The sequence below is a fragment of the Variovorax sp. DAIF25 genome (assembly GCF_050711835.1).
GTDB lineage: Bacteria > Pseudomonadota > Gammaproteobacteria > Burkholderiales > Burkholderiaceae_C > Variovorax.
Window position 1 is genome coordinate 1,952,636 of sequence record NZ_CP136637.1, and the last position, 23,308, is coordinate 1,975,943.

Consider the following 23,308-nt stretch of genomic DNA (forward strand, 5'->3'; position numbering starts at 1 on the left):
CGCGCCGCCGTCCGACAGGCCGGTCCTGCGCGAGATCGCAACTTTGGCGCGTTCCCGTTATCGTTAAAAAGGAAGTGGCCATGAGACTCGAACAAGCCAGAAACGATGAGCGCGACAACCGGCGGATCTTTCGCTGGGGCGTTGGCGCGGTGATCGTGGTGGTACTGCTGGTGGTGGCCTACAACGTCATGTCGCACCGCCGCAATGACGCCCCACCAACGGGCGCACAGGGCATGACCCAGCCTGCGCCGCAATCGGCGCCGACGAGTCCGAGTGGCGGCGGTGCGGCGGGTGTCGGTGGCGTGACCGGCAATGGCGGTGGCGGCGGGCAGGGACAGACCAGTACGCAATGAATCCCGCCCTATCCCGGCCGACGCCTGCCTCCGGACCCTGTGTGAGACCATCACTCCAGACGATTGGGTAGAGCCGCATCGTGCTGGGATCACGCCGCGAGCAGCGGCATCCACTGCATCGCCGCCGCGCCGATCGCGGCCTGCGCGCTCACGCAATGCCACAGCGGCTGCGTGTTGTCGATCGTCGCGCGCGCATCGGTGCGCAGCCGTCCGCGCCACGAGCGCGCGAGCACATAGCCCCCCATCAGCAGCAGCACCGCGAGGTGGAAGCCCTGGTAGCCCAGCAGCATCGCCACGCTCGCGCTCCAGGCCTGCGCGCGCGGATCGAGGCCGGCGCCCGCATGGCTCCAGAGGTCGACCCCGTAGCCCGCGGCCGCGCAGGCCATCGCGAGCGCGACCAGCCAGCGCAGGCCGCGCTGCCGCGCCGCGTCGTCGTGGCGCAGGCCGCGCGCCGCGAAGGCCAGTGCAAGCGAGCCCGCGAGCATCAGCAGCACGGCCGCGGCGGGCCAGCGCAGTGCCGGCAGCGCGGCACCGGGTGGCGGGCAGACCTCGGCCGCCATCGACACATGCACGTGCGCCCACAACAGCGAGGCGAAGATGCTCATGTCGACCGCGACCAGCACCACCATGCCCCACCATGAATGCGAGGCCCGGCCGATCGCGCCGACCGGCAGCCGTCGGCCATGCCCCACGTCGGCCGTGGACACGGGCGGCGGGCTGTCCGATCCCCAGAGCCAGAACACGATGGCGGCCACCGCGAGCACGCCGCACAGCCCGGCGAGCAGCACCTGCTCGACCGTCAGCAGCAGGAAGAAGCCGGCCGTGCCCGCGGCCGCCACCAGCGGCGACCAGCCGTCGGTGGGCAGGCGCAGCAGGTGCAGCGGCCGTGCGTCGCGCGGGCTCGTGACCAGCGTCTCGCGGCCGCCGAAGACCGTGCCCGGCAGCCAGTGGCGGCCTTCCTCGACCTCGCGCGCCAGCGTGGGACGGCGCCACAGCGGATAGCGCGAGGCGATCTCGGGAATGCTGCGCACCGCGTACTCGCGCGCGGGCAGCCATTCGAGCGTGCCGGCGTTCCAGGGGTTGCCGTGTTCGCGCTCGGGCTTGCGCAGCGTGCGCGCCACGTCGACGACGAACAGCAGCACGCCCGCGGCGAACACGAAGGCGCCGATGGTCGACAGCAGGTTGAGCCCGTTCCAGCCGAGGTCGCCCGGGTAGGTGTAGACGCGCCGCGGCATGCCCATCAGCCCCGCGATGTGCATCGGGAAGAAGGCGAGGTTGAAGCCGCCGAACATCAGGCCGAAGACCCAGCGCCCGCAGCGTTCCGAGAGCCGGTGGCCGTTGAACAGCGGTGCCCAGTGATAGAGGCCCGCGAACACCGGGAACACCATGCCGCCGATCAGCACGTAGTGCAGGTGCGCGACGATGAAGTAGCTGTCGTGTGCCTGCCAGTCGAAGGGCAGCACCGCCACCATCACGCCGGTGAGCCCGCCCAGCACGAAGATGAAGTGGAAGCCCAGCAGGAACAGGGTGGGCGTGTCGAGCCGGATGCGGCCGCTCCAGAAGGTGGCGATCCACGAGAACACCTGCAGCCCGCTGGGCAGCGCCACCGCGAAGCTCGCGGCCGACACCAGCCGCAGCGACCAGGTGCCCAGGCCGGCCGTGAACATGTGGTGCACCCACAGCAGGAAGCTCAGGGCGCCCACGGCCATCAGCGCGATCACCACCGCGCGGTGGCCCACCAGCGGCGTGCCCGCGAGCGTGGCGGCCATCATCGAGACCAGGCCGGCGGCCGGCAGGAAGATGATGTAGACCTCGGGGTGGCCGAAGAACCAGAACAGGTGCTGCCACAGCACGGGATCGCCGCCGCGCGCGGCGATGAAGAAGGGCCAGTCGAAGGCGCGCTCCATCTCGAGCAGCAGCGTGGCCGCGATGACGGCCGGGAACGCGAACACGATCATCAGCGCGCTGACCAGCATCGCCCACGCGAAGATCGGCATGCGCGCGAGCGTCATGCCCGGCGCGCGCGTGAACAGGATGCCGATGATCAGCTCGATCGCGCCCGCGATCGCCGAGATCTCGATGAAGCCGATGCCTAGCAGCCACCAGTCCGCGCCGCGCCCCGGCGAGAACTCCTTGCCCGTGAGCGGCGGGTACATGAACCAGCCGCCGTCGGGCGCCTCGCCGAAGAAAAGCGTGCCGAAGAACACCAGGCCGCCGATCGCATAGGCCCAGAAGGCATAGGCCGACAGGCGCGGAAAGGGCAGGTCGCGCGCGCCCAGCATGCCCGGCAGCAGGTAGACCGCGATCGCCTCGACGATCGGCACCGCGAACAGGAACATCATCACCGTGCCGTGCATGGTGAAGAGCTGGTTGTAGGTCCTGGGGTCGACCAGGTCGTTGTCGGGCACGGCGAGCTGCGCGCGCATCACCAGCGCGAGCACGCCGGCGAGCACGAAGAACAGCATCGCGGTCGCGATGTAGAACACGCCGATCTGCGTGTTGTTGACGGCCGAGAGCCGGCGCCAGCCCGAGGGCGGGCGCCAGGCGCGCTCGAGGGCGTCGCGCCCGGCATCGGGTTGCGGCGCGTTGGCCGCCGGGTCCAGGGGGGTGTTCATGGCGGTGCTCATCGCAGCTGCGCGAGCCAGCGCGCGATCGATTGCAGCGTGGGCTCGTCGAGCCGTTCGTGCGAGGAGGGCATGCGCGCGCCGGGTTTGGCCTGCTGCGTGTGCGCGACCCAGGCCGCGAGCTGGTGGGGCGTGTTGGGCATGGTGCCGGCGCCGAGGTAGAGCCGGCTGCCGACGTGCGTGAGGTCGGGGCCGAGCCGGCTCTCCTCGCTCACGCCGCGCACCGTGTGGCAGGCGTTGCAGCGGTTCGCGAGGAAGGCGTCGCGCCCGCGCGCCAGATCGGGCGCGAGGGTGGCGCTCGCGGGCCGCGCCTGCGCCGCGAGCCAGGCATCGAAGGCCGCGGGTTCCTCGGCCACCACGTGCAGCGCCATGCGCGCATGCTGATCGCCGCAGTACTCGGCGCACTGGCCGCGCCAGGCGCCGGGCCGGTCGGCCTGCAGCAGCAGGTGCTGCACGCGGCCCGGCAGCATGTCCATCTTGCCGCCGAGCGCGGGCACCCAGAAGCTGTGGATCACGTCGGCGCTCGTGAGGCCGAAGTACACCGGCCGGCCCGCGGGAATGCGCACCTCGTTCGCGGTGCGGATCTCGGCGCCGCTGGCCGGGTCGCGGTAGCGCACCTCCCACCACCACATGTGGCCTGTGATGCCGATCACCAGCGCATCGGCCGGCGGCACCGGGCGCCACGCGGGGCGATGGCGCTCGCCATAGAAGAACAATGCGACCAGCACCACGGCCGGAAACGCGAGGCCGCCGCCATAGAGCCACCAGCGGGCCTGCGCGCGCGGCATCGCGCGCGGCGTGTTCCGGTGCGCGCGCCGCACCGCGAGCGCGAGCAGCGCCATCACGAGCACGAAGATCGCGGCGGCGCCGCCGATCAGCACCCAGCTGACCTCGAGCAGCATGTCGGCCATCGGTCCCGCGGCATCGAAGGCCGAAGGCGAGGGTGGCGTGGCGGCGGGCCGGCTCATTCGAGCGCCAGCAGGTAGGCCGCCATGTCGCGCGCGTCGCGCGGCGACACGCCCATCGACGGCATCGCGGTGCCGGGCACCAGCGCGGCCGGTGCCTCGATCCAGCGCGCGAGCGTCTCGGGCCGGTTCGGCAGGTGGCCCGCGATATAGCTGCGGCGGCCGAAGGCATCGAGCGGCGGCGCGAGGCTGGCGCGCGCCGCCGGCACCTTCGGGATCGCATGGCAGCTGCCGCACTGGTATTGCGCGAGCAGTTCGCGCCCACGCGCCAGTTGCGCCGCGGGCGCATCGCCGTACGGAAGCGGCGCGGGCCCGAACGCGGGCAGGCCGCGAGCCGAGAGTTCGCAGCCGCCCGCGAGCCCGATGGCCGCCACCGAAAGCGCGGCCAACGCGGCGCGGCCGTGGCGTGCGCGAAGCGGCGGGCGAGCGTGCGGCGCGAGGGGCATGGCCGATTCTTGCGGTGTCGGACGCGGTTTGCGCCGACAGGGCGGCCCGCACCCGCGTCGGACAATGCCGCCACATGAATGCGCCCAAGACCGTCGCGCTGACCCTGGCCGCGCTGGCCGGCGGCGCCGCCATCGGCGCGGCGGTGATGGTGTGGGGCGGCGTCTACGACGTGGCCTCGAACGTGCAGCACACCCAGCCCGTGTATTCGCTGCTCGAGACCGCGATGCGCCAGTCGGTGCGCTGGCGCGCGCGCGGCATCGAGGCGCCGCCGCTGGGCGACGCGCGGCAGCTCGCGCAGGGCGCCGCCTGCTATCGCGCGCGCTGCGTGCAGTGCCACGGCGCGCCGGGCGTGGCGCAGGACGACATCGGCAAGAGCATGCAGCCGCTGCCCGGCCCGCTGGTCGATGCGCGCCAGCGCTGGAGTGCGCGCGAGCTCTACTGGCTCACGCGCAACGGCATCAAGATGAGCGGCATGCCGGCGTGGGAATACCGGCTCTCGGACCAGGAGTTGTGGGCCGTGGTGGCCTTCGTCGAGCGGCTGCCCGACATGACGCCGCAGGCCTATGCGCAGGCCACGGCCTTCGAGCCCGTGCCCGGCACGCCGCGCACCGGGGCGACTGGCGCCGCGATCGGCTGCAACGCGCTGGCCGCGCAGCCCGCCACGCGGCCCGGCGATGCATTGCGCGGCCGCACCGCGCTGACGCAGTACGCCTGCAACGCCTGCCATGCGATCCCCGGCGTGACCAGCTCGCATCCCAACGTCGGCACGCCGCTGGCCGGCATCGGCGGGCGCGGCCTGATCGCGGGCCGGCTCGCCAACACGCCCGAGAACATGGTGCGATGGCTGCGTCACACGCGCGAAGTCGATCCGCTCACGGCCATGCCCGAGATGGGCGTGACCGAGCAGGACGCGCGCGACATCGCGGCCTACCTGGGTACATTGAAGTGAGTCTGCTACGCCAACGAATTCTGACGTCGGGGAATGTGTCGGAATCCGGGCCTGAGTAGCGCGCTCCGCAAGGTGTCTTAGCGGCTAAGGCAGGAATTCCCTCTCGCCTCGGTTGTCGCGAGGTCGCTTGGCAGGCTGACTATGCTCGGACTTGCGAGCCTTTGGTCCGGCCGCTTCCAACCCCATATGGTTCGGATCGGCCCTCCGATCCCTGCCGAGTCTTTGCCACGGCTCTTCCAATCCATGGTTCTTGGCAACCTTAGTGGCGCCGCGCGCAGTGTCGGCCCCGGTCTCTACATCGTGAGCAAAATTGCAGAGGCTCACGGCGGACGTGTCACCGTAACGTCGGACAGCGAAGCAAGGAAGGCGTTCACTTTAATCTTTCCCATAGAGGGACTTGGTCATTGCACCTGAACGGCACAGGATACCCTGCCAGGGTGACGCCTGATGGACGGAGAAGAACGTCGCGCATGCACTCTTTACTCCAAAAGACCCGGCTTGGCATTAATGTCACTCGACCCAGTTCGAGCAGGACTGGCTTGCCAATCAGCCAAGGCAAGCCAACTCATGAACTCGGCGATGGGGTACGGATTCCAAGGGCAAGGTCACTCGAGTGAAGTCTCTGCTCCTCAACACGGGTCCCGAAAGGGATGGGCATCATGACCAAACCGGAAGAGGCATCGGCTTCAGCAGACAATTTTCTTAGAACGGAAATGGCGCTGACTGTAGCTTTAAAGGCAATTATTAAGACCCAACCCCAGCCCGCTCTGTTGGCGCAAGAGTTGGAGCAGCAGCGGCAGTTTTCACAGGCACATTTGAGGCAACCCCCGTTTCAGATAAGGCCTTGGTGGGCTTTGAGCTCACCTGGGCCCTGATCCTTCATCAGGACCCGGCTCAGGAGGTAAGGCTCGTCACGACGGCCTGAACTTAGGGATGTTCTGAGAGCGCGCTAACCACGAGGCCGGCGGCATGTCTCTGTTGGGTGCCCGGCACAGGAGTCGGACTCCCCTGCGCATGTAGTCGTTGTGTTTAGAACAAGAAGTTGTAGATGTCCTACGAAGCGGCCCGAGAGCACGAGCTTCAGTTTCAGTTTGAATAATCATCGACCTTTTAATGCGATAAGGTGATATAATATTCCCCATGGCCACGGCAGCTTGCGCTGACTCGTCATTTCAAAGGTTGTATCGGGGCGGCGACATCCCGTAACTGCCAAGGTTGCGACCTTCGTCGCCCGGTTGGTCTGTTGAGCTGCAGCCAGCATCCCCCGACGCTCAGCGCAGGTGTCTTCTTACCTGCGATCACGATTGAAATAGATTCCTTCTCTCGCCATTTCCATTGGTAGGCTCGTCGTCTCGCCCGCGACACACACCAACGACTGCGGCCGCTTTCGCGCTTCTTTCTCGATCCATCGTTTCAAAGGAAACGGTAACTCGCACCGGGTGTTCCACTTTGATAAGGCTTTCGCTTCGCGCGAAGCTGCCCAAATTTTTGCGGTCACACAAGGCTGGCTGCGCGCGTGCATACAACCTGTTCTTGCGTGTTGATGGTCTGCTGTCGCAGATTGCCTTCGCGTTTGCCAGTTAGGCGTCTACTCGGCAGAAGCCGTGTCGGCTGCAGCGCGCGAGACAACGGTCCGTCGCGGCAGCCTCGCCTGCGCCGAGAACGAAGCGACGTGCTTGTCGGTGTCGCCACGCTTTTCTCGTCTTTCGCGCGTTTCGCGTCGATGACTTTTGCCGGGCAGGCTCGTAGCGCGATCGCGCCATCCACACGCTTTTGTTCCACCGGTGCGCCATTCGGTGCGTACCTTTATCCAGAAAGGCTTATTCAATGAGCAAAAAAATCTTCGTAGGCAACCTGCCTTTTTCCGTCACCAATTCCAGCCTTGAAAGCAACTTTGCTGAATTTGGCAGCGTCTTGTCGGCCAAGGTAATGATGGACCGTGAGACCGGCCGTTCCAAGGGCTTTGGCTTTGTGGAAATGACGTCGGCGGAATTCGCCCAGGCCGCCATCACTGGCTTGAACGGTATGTCCGTTGATGGACGCTCCATTGTCGTGAGCCTGGCGCGCCCGCGCGAAGCGGGTAATGGCGCGGGTAGTTACAGTGCGGCAGGCAACAGCGCGAGCAACCGGGCCGACATTGGGTACGGCAATGGCGGCTTCGGTGGCGGTCGTTACTGAGCACAGGACATCTCCCTGAAAAAGACCGGCTCTGATAGCCGGTTTTTTTGTGCCTAGATACCTTATGAAGACCATCGAGCGGAACGCGATTCTCTGAGTCGATCTTCGTTTTCGATGCTTCGCTTGATAGGGCCCCGCCGTGAACGTGCGCGACGATTTCTGGATGAGCGTCGACAGTGAAGCGCCATTGGAAACCGGGACTGGCTGTTTCTCCGTGGAGGTAGCGGCGAACGGGTTGGTTTGACTGACAGGGACAGGGTGGGGTGCATGGCGGCACCCTAGTAGCCTTCTTCATGACGATCGAGATGAGCGTGGCGCTGCGGAATGCCGGCAGTACCCAAATCGAGACGAGTATGGGTACGACGCCGAAAATGCAAATCCGCACCGGCGCACTGCCGGCCAACTATGCGCGACTGACACCGTTACGCTCCTCGCAGAATTTACCCCGGCGTCCGGTCGGGCGAGCCAGGCCGCCGGTGTCCCAATGTTCAGCGACGGGCGAGAGCGTGGGCGGGGTAGCGCGCAAATTTTGCTACTTCGACGACCCTTGACGGTGGGTTGTATGGTCACGCTCGGCGAGCCGCGGCACGGGAGTACGGCAACTCGGAGCTCGGCCGTGCCCACGACGTCGATCTTTAGCCGCACCGATCGCATCAGTGGCTTGATGATCGCGCATGAAGGCGAGCGATGCCTCGATTTGCGAAAGTACTGAGGTCCATGGAGTTCCTCAGCCATGCGCAGAAAACCGCCTCGTCCGAGTTTTCTGAGAGCCCTTACCGCGTTGCACAACTGGTCTCAGTGCAACCTAGGCTCTCGGTCCAGGACTGCAGTGCATGGGGATTGTGCAAGGCAATGAGCCTGCGATCGAACGCCGTCTTCTTTGAATCGTCTGCCATAAGGATCGCTTGGAGGTTGTTCGGTCACCGCCTCAGCCATCGGCGAAGGGGGCAACGAGAACGCGGATTGGTGCGCTGCCGTACAGACACCGGCCATCCTGGCGCAGAATGATGCGAACTTTGGAAGCGCTCCGCCATGGCATCGTCGCCGCGTTCGTCTTCACTGGAGGCGGCTGTCCCCCGCAACGGCCTGCTCGAGGCCATTCCCGCCGAGGTCATGGCCCGGATGGAACCCTTTCTCGAACGCGTGCCGTTGCGGCTTGGAGAGGTGCTCTACGAATCCGGTGTCGTGCAGCAGCATGTCTTCTTCCCGATCGACTGCATCATCTCGCTGCTCTACGTGCTGGAGAACGGGCAGTCGGCCGAGATCGCCGTCGTCGGCCTCGAAGGCATGGTGGGCGTGTCGCTGCTGATGGGCGGCGGCAGCACGCCCAACCGCGCGGTGGTGCAGAGCGCGGGCCACGCCCTGCGGCTGGGCGCGAGCCACGTCCGGGCGCTGACGGAGCAGGGCGGTCCGCTGCTTCACCTGCTGCTGCGCTACACGCAGTCGCTGATCACGCAGATGTCGCAAACGGCGGTGTGCAACCGTCACCATTCGCTCGAGCAGCAACTGTGCCGCTGGCTGCTGCTGAGCCTCGACCGCCTGCCCGGCAACGAGCTGGTGATGACCCAGGAGCTGATCGCCAACATGCTCGGCGTGCGGCGCGAGGGCGTCACCGAAGCGGCCGGCAAGCTGCAGCGCCGTATGCGTCCGGCCAAGTCATCTTGAACTGAAGAGAAACGGCGGCAACGATCGCGTCCACGTAACTTAGGTGGACGCGATGACAAGCGAGAAGACACAGTCCCGGCGACACTACAGCGCTGCGGCAAAGGCCCAGGTGGTAGCCGAATGCAATGAACCCGGCGCGTCGGTGGCCAAGGTAGCGATGGCGCACGGCATCAACGCCAACGTCGTGCACCGCTGGCGGCAATTGGCCCGCGAAGGCCAAGTGAGACCCGTCAAGGCTGGCGAGTTCATCGCACTGCCGCTGATGGCGTCACCCGAGGCTGCTGCCTCGTCGGCAGACATCCGCGTCGAACTGCGCCGCGGCCCGATCACGATGATCATCACATGGCCGGCCAGTGCCGCAACGAACTTCGCGATCTGGACACGCGAGTTGCTGCGGTGATCCGTGTGGAGGCGGTGTGGCTGGCCTGCGAGCCGCTGGATATGCGCTCTGGCACCGAGTCGGCGTTGGCCCGCGTGGTCAAGGTCTTCGGCGAGGCCAGGCCCCACCACGCCTACCTGTTTGCCAACCGACGGGCCAACCGCATGAAGCTGCTGGTACACGACGGCATCGGTGTGTGGCTGGCAGCGCGGCGGCTGAACAGCGGCCGCTTTGTCTGGCCCAGGGATGGCAGCACGCTGTCGCTGACCCACTCGCAGCTGAACGCCTTGGTGCTCGGACTGCCCTGGCAGCGTGTTGGCGAGGCCGGCGTGATCAAGGTGGTGTGAGCCCGTCCATTGCGGAATGTGCCGATGGCGGCCGGCTAAGCCTGCTGGCACCATCACCGCCCTGATGGACAGCAGCAGCGCCAACGCCCTTGATGCAATCCCTGATCCGGCGTTCTCGGGCATGAGCTTCGCACAGGTGTGCGCCTTGGCCAGCCGGCTGCAGAGCGAGGTACGGCACGCTCAGGCGCTGAACGCCAAGATGGCCCATGAGATGGCCGTGCTCAAGCGGCTGAAGTTCGCCGCCAGCGCCGAACGCTTCAGTCCCGAGCAGAGGAGCCTGCTGCAAGAGGTCATCGACGAGGACCTGCAAGCCCTGGAACGCGAGGTAGGGAAGCTGCAGTCGCCAGCCAAGGCCGCAGGGGAGAAGCAGACCCCGAAGCGCCAGGCGCTGCCGGCCCACCTGCCGCGCCACGACATCCACCACGAACCCGACGACACCATCTGCACCACACCGGGCTGCGGCTGCCAGATGAAGCGCATCGGCCAGGACGTGGCCGAGAAGCTCGACTATGAGCCTGGACGCTTCAGCGTGCAGCGCCATGTGCGTGGCAAGTGGGCCTGCACCCAATGCCAGACGCTGATCCAGGCACCGGTGCCTGCCTGCGTGATCGACAAGGGCATCGCCACCGCCGGCCTGATGGCGCATGTGGCGGTGGCCAAGTACATCGACCACCAACCGCTGTACCGCCAGGAGGCTAGCCTGGGCCGCGCAGGCTTCGCAGTGCCGCGCTCCACCCAGGCCGAATGGATCGGCGCCATCGGCGTGGAACTGGCGCCGTTGGTGCAGGCCATGCGCGAGGACCTGCTTGGGCGCCACGTGCTGCACGCCAACGAGACCCCGGTGGCGATGCTCAAGCCAGGTCATGGCAAGACGCACAGAGCCTACTTGTGGAGCTACTGCACCACGGTCTGGGACGAGGTCAACGCCGTGGTCTTCGACTTCGCCGAAAGCCGTGCCGGGCACAACGCACGGCGCTTCCTGGGCATCGCCGAAGACGGCAGCGGCGGCTGGCGAGGTACGCTGATCTGCGACGACTACGCGGGCTACAAGCAGGTGATGAGCGCCGGCGTGACCGAGGCCGGCTGCCTGGCGCACGCACGGCGCAAGTTCCATGAGCTGTGGGCCAACCACAGCAGCATGCTTGCCGAGGGCGCGCTCAAGCTGTTCGCCAACCTCTACGACATCGAACGCGAGGCCAAGGACCTCGGGCCGAGCGAGCGATTGCACTTGCGGCAAGCCAAGTCCAGGCCGGCGGCCGACTTGCTGCACGCCTGGTTGATGGCCAACCGTCAGAAAGTGCCAGACGGCAGTGCGACGGCCAAGGCCATCGACTACAGCCTCAAGCGCTGGGCTGCGCTGACGCGCTTCATCGACGACGCCGACCTTACCGCGGACAACAACCGCATCGAGAACCTGATCCGTCCCATCGCGTTGGGCAGGAAGAACTGGCTGTTCGCCGGTAGCCTGCGCGCGGGCCAGCGCGCCGCCGCCATCATGAGCCTGCTGCACACCGCCAGGCTCAATGGCCATGAGCCCTACGCTTACCTCAAGGACGTACTGCAGCGGCTGCCGACCCAGCCAGCATCTGCACTGCGCGATCTCCTGCCGTACCGCTGGACGCCGCTGACCTGAGCTGCGGCATCTCCGGCGTCAAGATGACTTCGCCTGGCGCATACGTCGCAGTAGCCGGCCAGCAAGATCGGGAAGTTGATGCCGCACTACTGAATTGAACCCACGAGCTCAGCCAATAGAGCGGCGCGCCGCAGCCGTTAAGCTTTCGCCCGCGGCTTCATGCGGAAGCTGATGCCCATGCGGTTAATGGCGTTCATCGCGGCGATGGTGAGGGTCAGGTTGACCAAGTCCTTCTCGCCGAACACTGCCAACGCCGCCTCGTAGGCTTCATCGGAAGCGTGTGTTTCGCTGACGCGGGTGACTTCCTCGGACCAGGCGAGGGCCGCACGCTCTTGCTCCGAGAACAGGTACTCCGCTTCGTGCCACACCGGCACGAGGACTACTTTCTCAACCGACATTCCGCCAGTCATCAGGTCACGGGTATGGATGTCGATGCAGTGGGCACAGCCATTGATCTGCGAGACTCGCAGGAACACCAGATGGATAAGCTGGCTGGGCAAGGACGTGCCAGAGGTGACGAAGTGATGCAGGCCACCGATGGCCTTGGCGCCCTCCGGGGATACTTGGAACCAAACTGCGCGGGTCATGAAACGCTTTCTTCAAGTTGAGACTGGATGCGGCTGCAGGAGCAACCTGGTCTCAAGACGTTTGACGTGATCGCGTTGTGACAGTCGCAGGGGAAAGAAATGTCGCCCCAGGCCTCAGGTTCCTGGTGGCAGCGGGTTTGGCCGGGAGCTCAGGAGACGAGTGGCTTATCCTTCAACGTTGCCAACTTCACCGGATTCCGCTGGATGCGAACCCGAGAGACCTGGACATTGGTGAACTCAAATGTCTGTACGGAGTCAAGCGCACCATCGATGTAGCGCAGGAGGGACCATTCGCCATTCAGTATGGCCAGCTCAAGTCGCATAGCGTCACCGTGGCGAAGGTGCATCGCGTAGTAAAGCTGAGCGATGCGTTGAGCGCCAAACAAAGGCCTCGCCAAGCTTGGCCTGACGTCGCCAAAGTCGCCCAGCATCTCCGCTTCCTCTGCGAGCAGCCTCTTAATGCCCTCAAGGTGACCGCTCGAAATTGCTTGAACGAGTCGTCGCAACAGTTCCAGCTGAGCCACTGCTGGCATTGGCGGCGCCTTCATGCCCGCTGATTCGCGTGCGTTCTCCAGCCTTCGCTTGGCTCTATGGACAATCTGCCGGGCGGAGGCTTTGCTTCGGCCAATGGCCTCGGCTACTTGCTCGTACTCAGCGTCAAACACCTCACGCAGCAAAAACGCGGCCCGCGCTTCCGGCGACAGGCAGTCCAGAAGTAGCAAGAAGGCGATGGACACATTGTCGGCGGTCTCACACGCTTGCTCAGGCGTGGTCGGCGCCTGTTCCAGTAGCGGCTCGGGGAACCACGCGCCCGCGTACGTCGCTCTCCGCAGTTTGGCCGCCCGAAGACGGTCAATCGCCATCCGCGTGGTCACGGTCACGAGCCAAGCTTCAGCATTCAAGACTTGGGCCTGGGACGACTTCGTCTCCTCATGCCAGCGCAACCATGCGTCCTGCACCAAGTCCTCCGCCTCCTGTACGGAGGAAAGCATGCGATAGCCAATAGCCATCAACCTGGGACGCACGTTCGAGAACAGTTCGGTAGACGCGGACGACATGGCGAGCAAGTCTAGTACGAAGGTCAAGCTCCTTGGTGGGCGTGGCCATCTCTTCGGCGCGGGCTAGTTTCGGCCATCGGTCTACGACGTAGGGGGTGATGCCATACTTCATCGCTACCCTGCTCCTGTAATCAAGTCCACCTAAGTTGGGTGGACGCGATCCTTTCTGCCGTCAGCCCCGATTTCAAGATGACTTGGCCGGACGGATACGCAGCGCCTGAAGCTGATCCGATACGCGCGGGGTCGCATCACGGTGCTCGACCGCCCGGGCCTCGAGCAGCAGGTGTGCGAGTGCTACGAGGTCGTGAAGCGCGAGACCGATCGCCTGTTGCCGCGCCACCTGGCGACCTGAGCGCGCGGACGCGCACCGTTCCCATGTACGCCTTCGCACAGACGCGGTGGCCCCCCTCGGACAGAATGCGCTCGCTCGCGCATTCCCGCGCGGCGCTTCGCTACAGGCGGCTCAGTGACATCAGACCCGACCCGCCCCGTGCTCAATCGCCTGCTCGAGGCGCTCCCGCCGAGCGACAGGGCGCACCTGCTCGAGCGCTGCGACAGCGTGCCGCTCGCGCCGGCCCAGGTCCTCTACGAGCCGGGCGACGTCATCGATCACATCCATTTCCCCACCAGTGCCTTCGTCTCGCTGGTGTCCACCGCCGACGGCCACGATGGCCTGCAGGCGGGCATGGTGGGCAACGAGGGCGCGCTGGGCTGGGAGCTGTCGCTGGGCGTGCAGCGCGCGCCGCTGCGTGCGCTGGTGCAGGGCCCGGGCATGGCGTGGCGCCTGACGGCGCATGCCTTCGCGAGGGAGCTGTCGCGCAGCCCGCCGCTCGCGCGCGTGCTGCATCGCTACGTGTGCGTGCTGCTGACCGAGTTCGGCCGCTCGGGCCTGTGCCACCGCTTCCATGCGATCGAGGAGCGGCTCGCGCGCTGGCTGCTGACCACGCAGGATTGCGCGCATTCCACGCAACTCGCGCTGACCCATGAAGTGCTGGGCCACATGCTGGGCGTGCGCAGGGTCGGCATCACCAATGCCGCCACCGCGCTGCATGCGCGGCACCTGATCGACTACCGGCGCGGCGTCATCACGATCACGAACCGCGCGGGCCTGGAGCAGGCCGCGTGCGATTGCTACCGGGCCAACCGGCGCAGCTATGCGGAACTGATCCCCTGAAGGCTCGCGCCGCTAGCCCGTGCTGCGCAGATCGTGCTCCCGCAGCATCACGGGCGGCGTCGATCCCTGCGCCAGCCGGCGCCGCACGGCGGCATCGATCTCCTCGGCATGCGATGCATAGGTCTCGAGCGGATCGGCGTTGTCCCCGGTGCGGAAGTGGTAGTGCAGGGTCGTCTTGCCGATGCTGGCGCCCACGGAGTGGCCGTCGACCGTCACGAAGAAGCGGACCGCGTTCGAGGCATCGTGGAAGAAAGGGGCGTCAGGCATCGCGCCGGCTCCCATGGGAAGCGGGCGCGACCCGCGCAATGTGAGAAGAGGACGGGACAGCTGTGTCATGGCGAGCCTTCGAGGTGACGGGGAACGAGCGCATCCGGGCCGCGCGCCGTGCCGTCACCGGACGAACCCCGAGGGGCCACAGGCCCGCTCTTTTTCGGCCGCGATCGCCGACAGCCCCGCCGCCGTGATCTGGTGCACGCGCACGGCATACATGTCCGGTATCCGCTTCTCGGACCGGAGCTGGCCCGTGATCTCGATCATTCCGGCCCCGACCAGTCGCTTGGCCGCGGCGATATCGGCCGACAGGGCCAGTGTTCGGGGCGGCATCATGCGGCCGAGGCGAACCAGCAGCTGGATGTCCATCTCGTCGCCTTTGGACAGCTTCTCTCGCGCCGGCGGCCGCGGCTGCGGCCACCCGTGGGTCTGGGTCGTCGACATGCTCATTCCTTGTGGTCGCCGGTCTGCAGCAGCTTGCGTTCGAGTTGCAGTTCCAGCGCCTCGACCATGCCGTAGGCCTCCATGTACTTCTCGCTGGCGCCCACGGCGCGCCAGGCGTCGCGCTTTTCTTCCTCCTGCGCGATGCGCAGTTCGAGTGCGGCGATGTCGTGGGCCAATGTCATGGAGGTTTCCGGGCAGGTGGGACTCCAGCGTGCGCCGGCGATGCGCGCCTGTCCGTTCGCTGGCGCACCGAACTGCCGGTGGGCGCATGTTTTTTCCTGCAGCCCCCGACGCAGGCCTTCCGTGCGCAGGTAGCGGTGCAGCGCTTCAAGATCGACAGAGCACTCCAGCACCACCTGTTGAAGGCGATAGACGCTGGCCGCCGACGCCTCAACCGATCCTGTGCGAACGGCAGAACGCAACCGGACACTTAGTGCTTGCAGCAGGTCCATGCTGTTCTGGAATGCTTCGCCGCCTGAGGATGCGGGAGCCCTTGAGGAGGCTCGCGAGAATGCGCCGAACGAGGGAATGGGGGCGGTATGGATCATGGGATGCCGGGCCGAAGTGCTACGCGCGCGATATCCGCTTTTAGGCCGATGGGCATGCAGTGTCAGTGCGCTGGAGCGCATAACGTATCCGGGCCCTTATAAATGTGCCTCGATCACCCAGAGCGCGACCAGCACGGCGGTGTAAAGGACAACCGCAAGGACTAGCGCCGCGGAAAGCGAACTCATCTCGGCTTCGATCGGCGTGAGAACTGACGGGGATGGGGGATGGCGGGGAGGGGAGGGAGGGGAGGGAGGGGAGGGAGGGGATTCTCATGGAATTGCTTCTGTGTGAAGCCATCGCACCGGACGACGTGCATAGATCAAGTCGGCGATTTCGCATGGAGCGGAAGCCGGACCGAGAACTCGCTGCCACGTCCCTTGCCGTCGCAGCGAACCTCGACGAATCCGCCATGGGCGTGGACCAAGTCGCGACCCAAGGACAATCCCACGCCGAAGCCGCCTCCCGACCGGCTGTGATTCTCCTGCGTGAAGAGTTCGAAGATCACTGGCAGCAGCGCGGGATCAATGCCGATTCCCGTGTCCTGCACCTTCACCACGGCATGGTCGATCTCGACCGTGCACTGAATCCAGATCTGACCCGCTTCGGGCGTGCACTTGATGGCGTCGTGGAGCAGGTTGAAGAGGATTTGGTGAATCCGTTGCCGATCCGCGACGATCGCGACCGACGCGGGTATCAACCTTGTCTGACTAGCCAAATTTGACTACCCGGAAGCCCAGCCGCCTCTATGGCGAAAGCGCATGCCGCGAGTTTTCACCAAGCATCGTTGGCCCCCTCGGCCGCCGGGCGAGCAGGCAGCCCCGACGAGGATGCAGTAGGTATGGAAAAAGCCCGCGCAAGGCGGGCTTTTGAATGTGGTCGTGAACTCTTACGCGGTCCACGCTACGGCAAATTCTTTTGCATGAAGTCATTTTTGTTTTTCTCGTCGTGATGACTTCGACGCGCTGGTATGAGATTCAGCTTGCCTGGCTAGGCGAGCGCTCAGGAGATCTGAGTGCTATGTCGATTCTAACATTGGCCTGCTGTCCGCAGTCGTCGTCGGCCAGGAAGAGATGTGCGGAAGCGTCAAAATTCGGATTCGTGGCACGGGGGGTATGAAGCGTCTTCGAGCGCTGTCGCCGGTCACCGGCACGAGAAAATGCCAGGCAAGCAATACCGCCGTCGATGAACGAGCTGATTGAGTATTAGCGAGGGTTTCCCCAGGCCAAGTGCGTTCCTTCAGACCAATTGAACCGACACGAGGAATTGCAGTTTCGGGCGCCACAATCTTGTTTGTACCTTACTTTTCTTGCAGTTTTCCATCGATAAATATGACTTCAAGTCGTTGCGAGATGCGTAAATGAAAAGAGCCCTGGCTCCCAGTCGATTCACGTTTCGCCAAGAAAAGAGCGCGGACTGCGTCGGGAGAAATGCGCTGCCGGCAAAAAAACAAGTCACATTGGAAGTTGTTTTGAAAATTCGGATTGCTGGCACATTTTCCGTCATACCGGCTGCAAGGACAAAAATGGCTTGGCGCGGGCTCTAAGGGCCGCACTGTGTTCGATGACTGGGGGCTGATGATGTGGAACGTAATGTCGCGCGACAGCGATGCCGTGAAGCATGGTTCGTGAATGCGATCGAAGTCCATCGACCACGCTGACCGCAGCTGATCTCCAGCGGGTGGTGGCCCGGTAGCGGTCTTTCCACCACAGCGCAGCAAGCCCACCGCCTACGGTGTGTGGCAGGCCCCGGCCGCCCACTGCGTGGCCTTAGCCCCTTTTCCCCGTCAGGCCCCATGCTTCATACTGCCCCAAGCGCACCTCCCTCCTTTCTGCTGCTGCTTGAGGGCCGCGCGATGGCCGAAGTCGCAGCCACCTTCGCTTGCTGGCCGCTACTGCAGATGGCGCCGCGCGGCGACGGCCATCCCGTACTCGTGCTCCCCGGCCTGGGCTCCGATGACAACGCCACCCATCTTCTGCGCCATTACCTCGGTTCGCGCGGCTATGACGCCCACGGCTGGAAGCAGGGGACGAATTGGGGCATCCGGCCCGGTCTGGAAGCCCGGCTCGAAGAACGCCTTGACTATCTCGCGGCCACATCGAAGGGGAGTGTCAGCGTGATTGGCTGGAGCCTGGGCGGCGTGTACGCGCGGACGCTGGCAGTCCGCCGGCCCTCGGCGGTGCGATGCGTGATTACTCTGGGCGCGCCACTAAACGGGAGCGCAGCGAAGCGATCGTTGTCCGTACCCACGACTTCGATTTTCAGTCGAACCGATGGCATCGTATCCTGGCGATCGAGCATGCAGTCGCGCGAGGCTGCGACCAGCGAAAACATCGAGGTCCATGCGAGCCACTTGGGCCTCGGCAGTCATCCGTCGGTGCTCTATGCGATCGCAAACCGCCTTGCCCAGGGGCCCGGTGAATGGCGGCGATTCGTCGCACCGCGCCAACTGGCCGAACACTTTCCCGATCCGCACCGGCCCTGAAGCGAAAGCGTGGGCGCGGGTGCCGGAAGGCGCGTCCGCGAACCTGGCCAGATGGACGTTGCATGCCGTCGACAAACGTCGCAACACAGGACGTCGGCGCAGGCTGCTGACCGCTCCATGATGGATGCCCCACGTAGTGCCGGGCTCATGTCCGACGAACTGCCGCCGTCGCTTCCATAATTTAGCGGCCTCTCACTGCGGTTGTGCGTGCGAGCTAGAGCACTCTCAGCCAAGGATCACGATGACCGATCCCACGAACGAGCCCGCGTCCGCGCGGCGGGCGCCTTCGCGCCAGCTCCTGAGCTTGCGGATCAATGGCGCGCCGCAGGCGCTCGAGGTCGAGGCCTGGGTCAGCCTGCTCGATCTGCTGCGCGACCGGCGCGGAGTGACTGGCAAGGCCCTCGGCCGCACGTGTCAGAGGAACATTTTTCGTTACGCTCCCCTTTGAGGTGATGGTCAATATATTTGCGCAGCACCTTGAACTTGGCATCGAACTTCGCGTTGATCTCCTCGGCGTTCTGGATCTGGGCGATCAAGTCCTTGGCGCTGGCGCGCTCGACCTCGGCCCCTTCGAGCCGACGATTTGATCATAGGCCGCGAAGAGCGTCTTCACGTTCTTGTGATCCGCGCCGAGCAGGGTGCAAGCATCCGACTCGGCGCGCTGGGTGGTCATGAGAATTTTCTTTGCAGTTTGTGGGAGCCGTGACATTCAGCTCGAGCCTGCTGATCCGGCATGGGTCAGTCGACGCCGTTTTCCGGCTCCGTAGACGCGATCAGGAGCTTACGCGCCGCCGAGAGAGTCGCCGGATTTGGAGTGCGAATACTCTACGGCGGGTTTCCCTCTCGCACAGCCGACGTGCTGAGGCTCGCATACAAAGCCCGGAATTGCGCCATCTTCAGCAGCTGCAATGAAGCCCACGCTCGGGTCTGAGGCCACAACAACCGCCTAGTACGACAGAACGGCCCGTTTCACGACAGCTGACACGCAGCCCCAACGGGCGTGAACGTCACGCGAGGACACTTGCGAGACCGAGGCGACCGCAGGGCGGGCCCGCACGTTACTCGGCGCGCTACGCCCTGATCGGACTCCGGCACTTCATGCCCACGTACCTATAGCGACCGCTCCGGGCTTCGATGCAGTTCGGCTGCGCGCTGTGCACCAAATCTAGCAGCTCCTTCCTTTGTGCGGCCGCGAGCAGGCGGCCACGGCTGCATTCTTTCGGATGCATGCACGGACTTTTGAACTACCCCTTGCACCTGCGAACGAAAAACCGCACAATCCAAAAAAAACGAAGCCTCATTCATTTTGATAGGAGACAAATGCTAGTTCTTCGAGATCAACTTCGCGCGCACCGGCGCCCTGCTTGGCTGCGAGCCACGATCGCCATTGCCTGTGGCAGCGTGCATCTTTACGCCAGTGCGCAGTCAGAAGCATCACCGGCTGTGCCCGCCGCCGAGTCCGTTACCCCCAAATCAATTGAATCGATCAGCGTCACCGCGCAGCGGCGAAGGGAGCCTGCAAGAGAGGTCCCGTTGACGGCGGACGTGCTCAAAGGAGAGGACATGGAGCGCGGCGGTTACCAGTCGCTGAGTGACCTGGCCGCGTTGCTGCCGGGCATGAACCACAACCAGTCGGGGGGTGGCACAGGCGGAAGCCAGATCACGATGCGCGGTATCTCGACGGGCTCGCAAGTCGGCGCGACGGTGGGCATGTACGTGGATGACGTTCCATTCGGCTCGAGCTCCGCCTATGCGGGTGGAGGCTCGTCCTCGCTGGACCTGGGCCTGTTCGATCTCGCGAGCGTCGAGTCGCTTCGTGGACCCCAGGGAACGCTGTATGGCGCCGGCGCCATGGGGGGGCTGATCAAGTATGTGGCAGTAGAGCCGGATCCGAGCGCGTTCAGCGGCCAGGTCACCGCTGAAGCCTCCGGCGTGCACGGCGGCAAGGCCGGGCACGTCATGCGCGGCATGCTGAACGCGCCGCTGAGCGACGGCGTCGCCGGCTTGCGGGCGACCGTTTATCAGCGTTCGGATGGCGGATTCATCCGTGACGTCAATCGCTCCGGACGCCTGGTGGACGGTTCGAAGACGGACGGTGCTCGCGTCGCCTTGCTGCTGACGCCTTCGAAGGACGTGACTGTCCGGCTGACCGCGTTGACCCAGAACCAGGAGCGTGACGGCGCCTCAACGCAAGACATGGACATCGCGACAGGTCGACCTCTCTACGGCGCACTGACGAAGCGGCTCATGTTGAGCGAGCCATCCGAGGTCCGCAACGACCTGGTATCCGCAGCACTCAAGGTGGACCTGAAGTGGGCCACGCTCGATGCGATCACCGGATGGCAGCGCACCTCGAGCGCGGGGCGCGTGGACACCTCCGCACTCTACGTGCCGTTGCTCGCTCCGCAAGGGATCGTCAACAGTGCCTACGGCATGGACTATGGCTTCAGCAACCGGAAGTTCACCCAGGAGGTGCGTCTGACCTCGCCGCGCAGTCGGCAGTTTGAATGGCTGGGGGGCTTCTTCTATACCGACGAAACCGGCTCCAAGACGCAGCATCTCAGCCCGTTCAACGCGTTCGCGCAGCCGACGAATCCGATTCTGGCGGATGCCAAATTTCCATCGACCTTCCGTGAAACCGCCATCTTCGGCACCGGCACTTACTACATCACGCCGGATGCCGACGTCACCATGGGGGTGCGCCACAGCCGTAACAGCCAACGCCTGGATCAGCAGTTCAGCGGCATCTTCGCGCCAAAGCCCCAGCCTGCGTCTCAGTCATCGGAGGGTGTGACGACCTGGTTGCTCACAGGAAGATGGCGTCCTGCCGAACATCAAGCGATCTATGTGCGCGCTGCGAGCGGATACCGCCCGGGGGGGCCGCTGCCGCTCATCGTGAATCCATTGACCGGCGCACCGCTCACGAACTCCTCCTTCAAATCCGACAGCTTGTGGAGCTATGAGCTGGGCTGGAAAGGCGACGTGATACCGGGCCGCTTGTCGACTGAGGTGGCGCTGTACCAGATCGACTGGAAGGACATGCAGGTGTTCACGTCGAGCGCGGGCTTCTCCGGCATCGGAAATGCGGGGCGCGCGCGTTCTCGCGGCCTTGAATGGACGATGCGGGCTGCCCCGATCGACTCGCTGCGATTGGCTACCTCGCTCAGCGTCATCGACGCGAAGCTGGTGGACGACAGCCCTGATCTGGGCGGAAGGGCTGGCGATCGACTGCCCAATACGGCGCGCGTATCGGCCGCGGTGCAGGCTGACTACAACTTCAGCGTCAGCGGCTATCCGGCGTACTTCGGCGCGACGCTGCGCTATACGGGCGACCGCTTGAACAGCTTCAAGTCCTCCCCCGGCATTCCGCAATACAGGTTGCCAGCCTACACCGCGATCGACCTGCGCGGCGGCGTACAGGTGGGTAAGGTCAATGTGGGTCTGTTCGTGCGCAACTTGACCAATCGCCGTGGACAGACGGCAGCGGACACCACGCTGAGCACTGCGGGCGGACCGGCACGGGTGAACCTGATCACGCCGCGCACCATCGGGTTGCAGTTTTCGATGGACTTCTCCTGAGGGTGAAGACGCGATGGAAATTCTCGCGTCCGCGCAGGACATCCTTTTCAAGCAGCCGTTGGCCATCGCCGGGCGTGTGCTGTCGGGTCAGTGCGTCCTGAACGTCGACGCGCGCCACGGGCCTCATGTCGTGCACGCGGAGGCTGCCGGTGTGTTCTACCGCGGCGAGGATGGCCTCCGAATGAAGCAAGACATCGAGGCCATGCGCGAATGGGTGCCGCAAGACCTTCTCGGCGCGTGGCGCGAAGTTCAGAAAATGCCCACAGGTGGCGCGCGCAATGCGCTCGATTGGGTGCTCTGGCAGCTCATGGCAGCGCACCGGGGAGAACCCGTCTACCGCATGGCATTTCTGCCCTCGCTGCGTCCACTCCTCACCATGGTGACGCTTGGCGTCGACGATCCGGAACAGATGACGCAGGTGGCGCGCTTGCATCCGAGTGCCAAAGCTCTCAAGCTCAAGCTCGAAGGCAACGACATCGATGTCGATCGGGTCAATGCGGTGCGTGCGGCACGGCCGGACGTCACGCTCTCCATCGACGCGAACGAGGGTTGGTCGATGGCCCATCTCGAGCGAATGATGGGTACGTTGCTCGCCTGCAGGGTGGCGCTCATCGAACAGCCACTGCCCGCAGCCAACGACCGCGATCTACAGGGCTACTTCTCGCCGATCCCGATCGCCGCGGACGAGTCGTTGCAGACCATCGAGGACCTGGACCAAGTCGCACAGAGATATCAGGTTGCCAATATCAAACTCGACAAGTGCGGCGGCCTGAGCGCTGCCATGCTGTTGATCCGCGCTGCACGCGAGCGCGGCATGAAAGTAATGGTCGGCTGCATGGGGGGACGATCTCGTGCCATCCAGCCGGCGTTCATCGCGGCCCAATGGGCCGATCTGGTCGATCTCGATGCGCCCCTGCTGATGGCTTCGGACACCGCGCCAGCGGCAACCTATGCGGATGGCTACATCGGCTTTGACGATACAGCCTTCGCCATCGAAACAAGTGAACGGCCGCCATGGGCTAACGCTTCACCTTCACGGGGGCGCCATGCAGCAACTTGATCAGCAGCCGTGCGGCCTTGAGTTTGGCTTCCGCATGGGTAGGAACCCCGATCAACATCTGAGCTTGAGCCGCTACAAGCAGCGCCAGCATCGATTCGCCGATGGCGAGCACTTCAGTGTCATCTCCATGACCAGATGCCTGGCCGATGCGCACCACGGCCTCGAGCAGGGCGCGGCGCAAGCTCTTGAAGTTTCTGGTGACAACGGCTTGGACCTCGGGGTTGCGTCGCGTGATGGCGGCTACTTCGAGTGCCGTGCGCGCCGTCTGGTTGCTGGCATCCGGCCGCTCCTGAGCCTTCAGCAGGCCCTCGACAAGACCGAGCAACTCGCCCGCACTGGTGCACTGCTCGAAAGGCGATGCATTGACGTCTGCCGCTTCGATCAACTGAAGCAGGACGTCCTCCTTTGCACGGAAGTGCACGTAGATGGTGCCGATCGAAAGGCCCGCTTGGGTGCTGATCTCGGCCATCGATGCGTCGGCGACTCCCTTGCGCTCAAAAACGACGCGGGCGGCGTCCAGGATTTGCTTGCGCACCGACGCCATGTGGCTCTCATCTCGTTTGGG

Annotated in this window: 26 protein-coding genes and 1 pseudogene; 16 read left to right on the forward strand and 11 right to left on the reverse strand. The window is 64.9% G+C overall.

Annotated elements, in window-relative coordinates:
- The first annotated feature begins 80 nt into the window (after positions 1 to 80).
- On the forward strand, positions 81 to 353 hold the full coding sequence (locus R0232_RS43460; protein WP_296779185.1) for a hypothetical protein: 273 nt from the start codon (positions 81 to 83) through the stop codon (positions 351 to 353).
- An 89-nt stretch (positions 354 to 442) separates the two neighbouring features.
- On the opposite strand, the gene ctaD is transcribed toward R0232_RS43460, so the two are convergent.
- From ctaD to R0232_RS43475, 3 genes are read right to left on the reverse strand one after another with little or no spacing between them, the layout of a single operon-like run.
- Positions 443 to 2,968 carry a cytochrome c oxidase subunit I gene (ctaD, locus tag R0232_RS43465; protein ID WP_431513487.1) on the reverse strand — a complete coding sequence of 842 codons (2,526 nt, stop codon included), beginning with the start codon at positions 2,966 to 2,968 and terminating at the stop codon, positions 443 to 445.
- Positions 2,969 to 2,976: 8 nt separating this feature from the next.
- Complete coding sequence (gene coxB / locus R0232_RS43470; protein WP_296779190.1) at positions 2,977 to 3,945, reverse strand: cytochrome c oxidase subunit II; 969 nt, start codon at positions 3,943 to 3,945, stop codon at positions 2,977 to 2,979.
- Complete coding sequence (locus R0232_RS43475; protein ID WP_296779192.1) at positions 3,942 to 4,388, reverse strand: c-type cytochrome; 447 nt, start codon at positions 4,386 to 4,388, stop codon at positions 3,942 to 3,944. Before R0232_RS43475 ends, coxB begins: the two co-directional genes overlap by 4 nt.
- A 74-nt stretch (positions 4,389 to 4,462) precedes the next feature.
- Between R0232_RS43475 and R0232_RS43480 the strand changes: the two genes are divergently transcribed.
- From R0232_RS43480 to R0232_RS43495, 4 genes are all read left to right on the forward strand, one after another.
- Positions 4,463 to 5,338 (forward strand): c-type cytochrome, encoded by an 876-nt coding sequence (locus tag R0232_RS43480; RefSeq protein ID WP_296779194.1) that lies wholly within the window; start codon positions 4,463 to 4,465, stop codon positions 5,336 to 5,338.
- A 243-nt stretch (positions 5,339 to 5,581) separates the two neighbouring features.
- Positions 5,582 to 5,752, forward strand: coding sequence for a hypothetical protein (locus R0232_RS43485; RefSeq protein ID WP_431513488.1), 171 nt, complete (start codon positions 5,582 to 5,584; stop codon positions 5,750 to 5,752).
- Positions 5,753 to 6,672: 920 nt separating this feature from the next.
- On the forward strand, positions 6,673 to 6,882 hold the full coding sequence (locus R0232_RS43490; RefSeq protein ID WP_296779598.1) for a hypothetical protein: 210 nt from the start codon (positions 6,673 to 6,675) through the stop codon (positions 6,880 to 6,882).
- Positions 6,883 to 7,165: 283 nt separating this feature from the next.
- The gene (locus tag R0232_RS43495; protein WP_296779195.1) at positions 7,166 to 7,516 is read left to right on the forward strand and encodes an RNA recognition motif domain-containing protein; all 351 of its coding nucleotides are present in this window, start codon (positions 7,166 to 7,168) and stop codon (positions 7,514 to 7,516) included.
- Positions 7,517 to 8,289: 773 nt separating this feature from the next.
- On the opposite strand, the gene R0232_RS43500 is transcribed toward R0232_RS43495, so the two are convergent.
- Entirely contained in the window at positions 8,290 to 8,412 is a 123-nt protein-coding gene (locus tag R0232_RS43500) for a DUF3606 domain-containing protein (RefSeq protein WP_296779197.1), read from the reverse strand.
- Positions 8,413 to 8,548: 136 nt separating this feature from the next.
- Between R0232_RS43500 and R0232_RS43505 the strand changes: the two genes are divergently transcribed.
- The 4 genes from R0232_RS43505 to tnpC all read left to right on the forward strand — a co-directional run bounded on the left by R0232_RS43505 (position 8,549) and on the right by tnpC (position 11,540).
- On the forward strand, positions 8,549 to 9,181 hold the full coding sequence (locus R0232_RS43505) for a Crp/Fnr family transcriptional regulator (protein WP_431513489.1): 633 nt from the start codon (positions 8,549 to 8,551) through the stop codon (positions 9,179 to 9,181).
- A 52-nt stretch (positions 9,182 to 9,233) separates the two neighbouring features.
- Positions 9,234 to 9,581, forward strand: a complete 348-nt coding sequence (gene tnpA, locus R0232_RS43510) for an IS66-like element accessory protein TnpA (protein WP_125966278.1) — start codon at positions 9,234 to 9,236, stop codon at positions 9,579 to 9,581.
- Complete coding sequence (gene tnpB / locus R0232_RS43515; RefSeq protein WP_132756102.1) at positions 9,524 to 9,907, forward strand: IS66 family insertion sequence element accessory protein TnpB; 384 nt, start codon at positions 9,524 to 9,526, stop codon at positions 9,905 to 9,907. The genes tnpA and tnpB overlap by 58 nt, the downstream gene beginning before the upstream one ends.
- 64 nt (positions 9,908 to 9,971) lie before the next feature.
- Positions 9,972 to 11,540 (forward strand): IS66 family transposase, encoded by a 1,569-nt coding sequence (gene tnpC / locus R0232_RS43520; protein WP_431513490.1) that lies wholly within the window; start codon positions 9,972 to 9,974, stop codon positions 11,538 to 11,540.
- A 137-nt stretch (positions 11,541 to 11,677) separates the two neighbouring features.
- Here the strand turns inward: tnpC and R0232_RS43525 are convergent, their stop codons facing one another.
- Complete coding sequence (locus tag R0232_RS43525; RefSeq protein ID WP_125966279.1) at positions 11,678 to 12,127, reverse strand: carboxymuconolactone decarboxylase family protein; 450 nt, start codon at positions 12,125 to 12,127, stop codon at positions 11,678 to 11,680.
- 149 nt (positions 12,128 to 12,276) lie between these two features.
- Positions 12,277 to 13,212, reverse strand: a complete 936-nt coding sequence (locus R0232_RS43530) for a sigma-70 family RNA polymerase sigma factor (protein ID WP_307651175.1) — start codon at positions 13,210 to 13,212, stop codon at positions 12,277 to 12,279.
- Positions 13,213 to 13,396: 184 nt separating this feature from the next.
- On the opposite strand from R0232_RS43530, the pseudogene R0232_RS43535 reads away from it, so the two are divergent.
- Together R0232_RS43535 and R0232_RS43540 are read left to right on the forward strand one after the other, a co-directional pair.
- Positions 13,397 to 13,537, forward strand: a pseudogene (locus R0232_RS43535) (Crp/Fnr family transcriptional regulator); the annotation flags it as partial.
- Between the two features lie 138 nt (positions 13,538 to 13,675).
- Positions 13,676 to 14,359 (forward strand): Crp/Fnr family transcriptional regulator, encoded by a 684-nt coding sequence (locus R0232_RS43540; RefSeq protein ID WP_296779202.1) that lies wholly within the window; start codon positions 13,676 to 13,678, stop codon positions 14,357 to 14,359.
- A 12-nt stretch (positions 14,360 to 14,371) separates the two neighbouring features.
- On the opposite strand, the gene R0232_RS43545 is transcribed toward R0232_RS43540, so the two are convergent.
- The 3 genes from R0232_RS43545 to R0232_RS43555 all read right to left on the reverse strand — a co-directional run bounded on the left by R0232_RS43545 (position 14,372) and on the right by R0232_RS43555 (position 15,525).
- Positions 14,372 to 14,626, reverse strand: a complete 255-nt coding sequence (locus tag R0232_RS43545; RefSeq protein ID WP_296779204.1) for a DUF1488 family protein — start codon at positions 14,624 to 14,626, stop codon at positions 14,372 to 14,374.
- A 123-nt stretch (positions 14,627 to 14,749) separates the two neighbouring features.
- Complete coding sequence (locus tag R0232_RS43550) at positions 14,750 to 15,073, reverse strand: hypothetical protein (RefSeq protein ID WP_296779206.1); 324 nt, start codon at positions 15,071 to 15,073, stop codon at positions 14,750 to 14,752.
- 2 nt (positions 15,074 to 15,075) lie between these two features.
- Positions 15,076 to 15,525: a hypothetical protein gene (locus tag R0232_RS43555; protein ID WP_296779208.1), complete on the reverse strand. Its 450-nt coding sequence runs from the start codon at positions 15,523 to 15,525 to the stop codon at positions 15,076 to 15,078.
- A 368-nt stretch (positions 15,526 to 15,893) separates the two neighbouring features.
- Here R0232_RS43555 and R0232_RS43560 point away from each other — a divergent pair, with 368 nt between their 5' ends.
- From R0232_RS43560 to R0232_RS43570, 3 genes are all read left to right on the forward strand, one after another.
- Positions 15,894 to 16,343 carry a hypothetical protein gene (locus tag R0232_RS43560; RefSeq protein ID WP_296779212.1) on the forward strand — a complete coding sequence of 150 codons (450 nt, stop codon included), beginning with the start codon at positions 15,894 to 15,896 and terminating at the stop codon, positions 16,341 to 16,343.
- 1,131 nt (positions 16,344 to 17,474) lie between these two features.
- A complete protein-coding gene (locus tag R0232_RS43565) occupies positions 17,475 to 18,104 on the forward strand; it encodes a lipase family alpha/beta hydrolase (RefSeq protein WP_296779215.1) in 630 nt (209 codons plus the stop codon).
- Between the two features lie 241 nt (positions 18,105 to 18,345).
- Positions 18,346 to 18,552: a hypothetical protein gene (locus R0232_RS43570; RefSeq protein WP_296779218.1), complete on the forward strand. Its 207-nt coding sequence runs from the start codon at positions 18,346 to 18,348 to the stop codon at positions 18,550 to 18,552.
- 84 nt (positions 18,553 to 18,636) lie between these two features.
- Here R0232_RS43570 and R0232_RS43575 read toward each other — a convergent pair whose 3' ends face one another.
- Entirely contained in the window at positions 18,637 to 18,777 is a 141-nt protein-coding gene (locus R0232_RS43575; RefSeq protein WP_296779220.1) for a hypothetical protein, read from the reverse strand.
- Positions 18,778 to 19,424: 647 nt separating this feature from the next.
- Between R0232_RS43575 and R0232_RS43580 the strand changes: the two genes are divergently transcribed.
- Together R0232_RS43580 and R0232_RS43585 are read left to right on the forward strand one after the other, a co-directional pair.
- On the forward strand, positions 19,425 to 21,683 hold the full coding sequence (locus R0232_RS43580; protein WP_431513491.1) for a TonB-dependent receptor: 2,259 nt from the start codon (positions 19,425 to 19,427) through the stop codon (positions 21,681 to 21,683).
- 13 nt (positions 21,684 to 21,696) lie between these two features.
- The gene (locus R0232_RS43585) at positions 21,697 to 22,743 is read left to right on the forward strand and encodes an enolase C-terminal domain-like protein (protein WP_296779225.1); all 1,047 of its coding nucleotides are present in this window, start codon (positions 21,697 to 21,699) and stop codon (positions 22,741 to 22,743) included.
- Here the strand turns inward: R0232_RS43585 and R0232_RS43590 are convergent.
- Entirely contained in the window at positions 22,703 to 23,287 is a 585-nt protein-coding gene (locus tag R0232_RS43590) for a TetR/AcrR family transcriptional regulator (protein ID WP_296779227.1), read from the reverse strand. The two genes, R0232_RS43585 and R0232_RS43590, sit on opposite strands and share 41 nt — an antisense overlap.
- Positions 23,288 to 23,308: the final 21 nt, after the last annotated feature.

Coding starts and splice junctions, on each gene's coding strand:
- coxB (WP_296779190.1), bottom strand. CDS start 3,945: ATGAGCCGGCCCGCCGCCACGCCACCCTCGCCTTCGGCCTTCGATGCC.
- R0232_RS43590 (WP_296779227.1), bottom strand. CDS start 23,287: ATGGCGTCGGTGCGCAAGCAAATCCTGGACGCCGCCCGCGTCGTTTTT.
- ctaD (WP_431513487.1), bottom strand. CDS start 2,968: ATGAACACCCCCCTGGACCCGGCGGCCAACGCGCCGCAACCCGATGCC.
- R0232_RS43480 (WP_296779194.1), top strand. CDS start 4,463: ATGAATGCGCCCAAGACCGTCGCGCTGACCCTGGCCGCGCTGGCCGGC.
- tnpA (WP_125966278.1), top strand. CDS start 9,234: ATGACAAGCGAGAAGACACAGTCCCGGCGACACTACAGCGCTGCGGCA.
- R0232_RS43545 (WP_296779204.1), bottom strand. CDS start 14,626: ATGCCTGACGCCCCTTTCTTCCACGATGCCTCGAACGCGGTCCGCTTC.
- tnpC (WP_431513490.1), top strand. CDS start 9,972: ATGGACAGCAGCAGCGCCAACGCCCTTGATGCAATCCCTGATCCGGCG.
- R0232_RS43495 (WP_296779195.1), top strand. CDS start 7,166: ATGAGCAAAAAAATCTTCGTAGGCAACCTGCCTTTTTCCGTCACCAAT.
- R0232_RS43460 (WP_296779185.1), top strand. CDS start 81: ATGAGACTCGAACAAGCCAGAAACGATGAGCGCGACAACCGGCGGATC.
- R0232_RS43555 (WP_296779208.1), bottom strand. CDS start 15,525: ATGGACCTGCTGCAAGCACTAAGTGTCCGGTTGCGTTCTGCCGTTCGC.
- R0232_RS43560 (WP_296779212.1), top strand. CDS start 15,894: ATGGAATTGCTTCTGTGTGAAGCCATCGCACCGGACGACGTGCATAGA.
- R0232_RS43505 (WP_431513489.1), top strand. CDS start 8,549: ATGGCATCGTCGCCGCGTTCGTCTTCACTGGAGGCGGCTGTCCCCCGC.
- R0232_RS43550 (WP_296779206.1), bottom strand. CDS start 15,073: ATGTCGACGACCCAGACCCACGGGTGGCCGCAGCCGCGGCCGCCGGCG.
- R0232_RS43500 (WP_296779197.1), bottom strand. CDS start 8,412: ATGGCAGACGATTCAAAGAAGACGGCGTTCGATCGCAGGCTCATTGCC.
- R0232_RS43585 (WP_296779225.1), top strand. CDS start 21,697: ATGGAAATTCTCGCGTCCGCGCAGGACATCCTTTTCAAGCAGCCGTTG.
- R0232_RS43565 (WP_296779215.1), top strand. CDS start 17,475: ATGGCCGAAGTCGCAGCCACCTTCGCTTGCTGGCCGCTACTGCAGATG.
- tnpB (WP_132756102.1), top strand. CDS start 9,524: ATGGCCGGCCAGTGCCGCAACGAACTTCGCGATCTGGACACGCGAGTT.
- R0232_RS43525 (WP_125966279.1), bottom strand. CDS start 12,127: ATGACCCGCGCAGTTTGGTTCCAAGTATCCCCGGAGGGCGCCAAGGCC.
- R0232_RS43575 (WP_296779220.1), bottom strand. CDS start 18,777: ATGACCACCCAGCGCGCCGAGTCGGATGCTTGCACCCTGCTCGGCGCG.
- R0232_RS43570 (WP_296779218.1), top strand. CDS start 18,346: ATGACCGATCCCACGAACGAGCCCGCGTCCGCGCGGCGGGCGCCTTCG.
- R0232_RS43580 (WP_431513491.1), top strand. CDS start 19,425: ATGCTAGTTCTTCGAGATCAACTTCGCGCGCACCGGCGCCCTGCTTGG.
- R0232_RS43485 (WP_431513488.1), top strand. CDS start 5,582: ATGGTTCTTGGCAACCTTAGTGGCGCCGCGCGCAGTGTCGGCCCCGGT.
- R0232_RS43475 (WP_296779192.1), bottom strand. CDS start 4,388: ATGCCCCTCGCGCCGCACGCTCGCCCGCCGCTTCGCGCACGCCACGGC.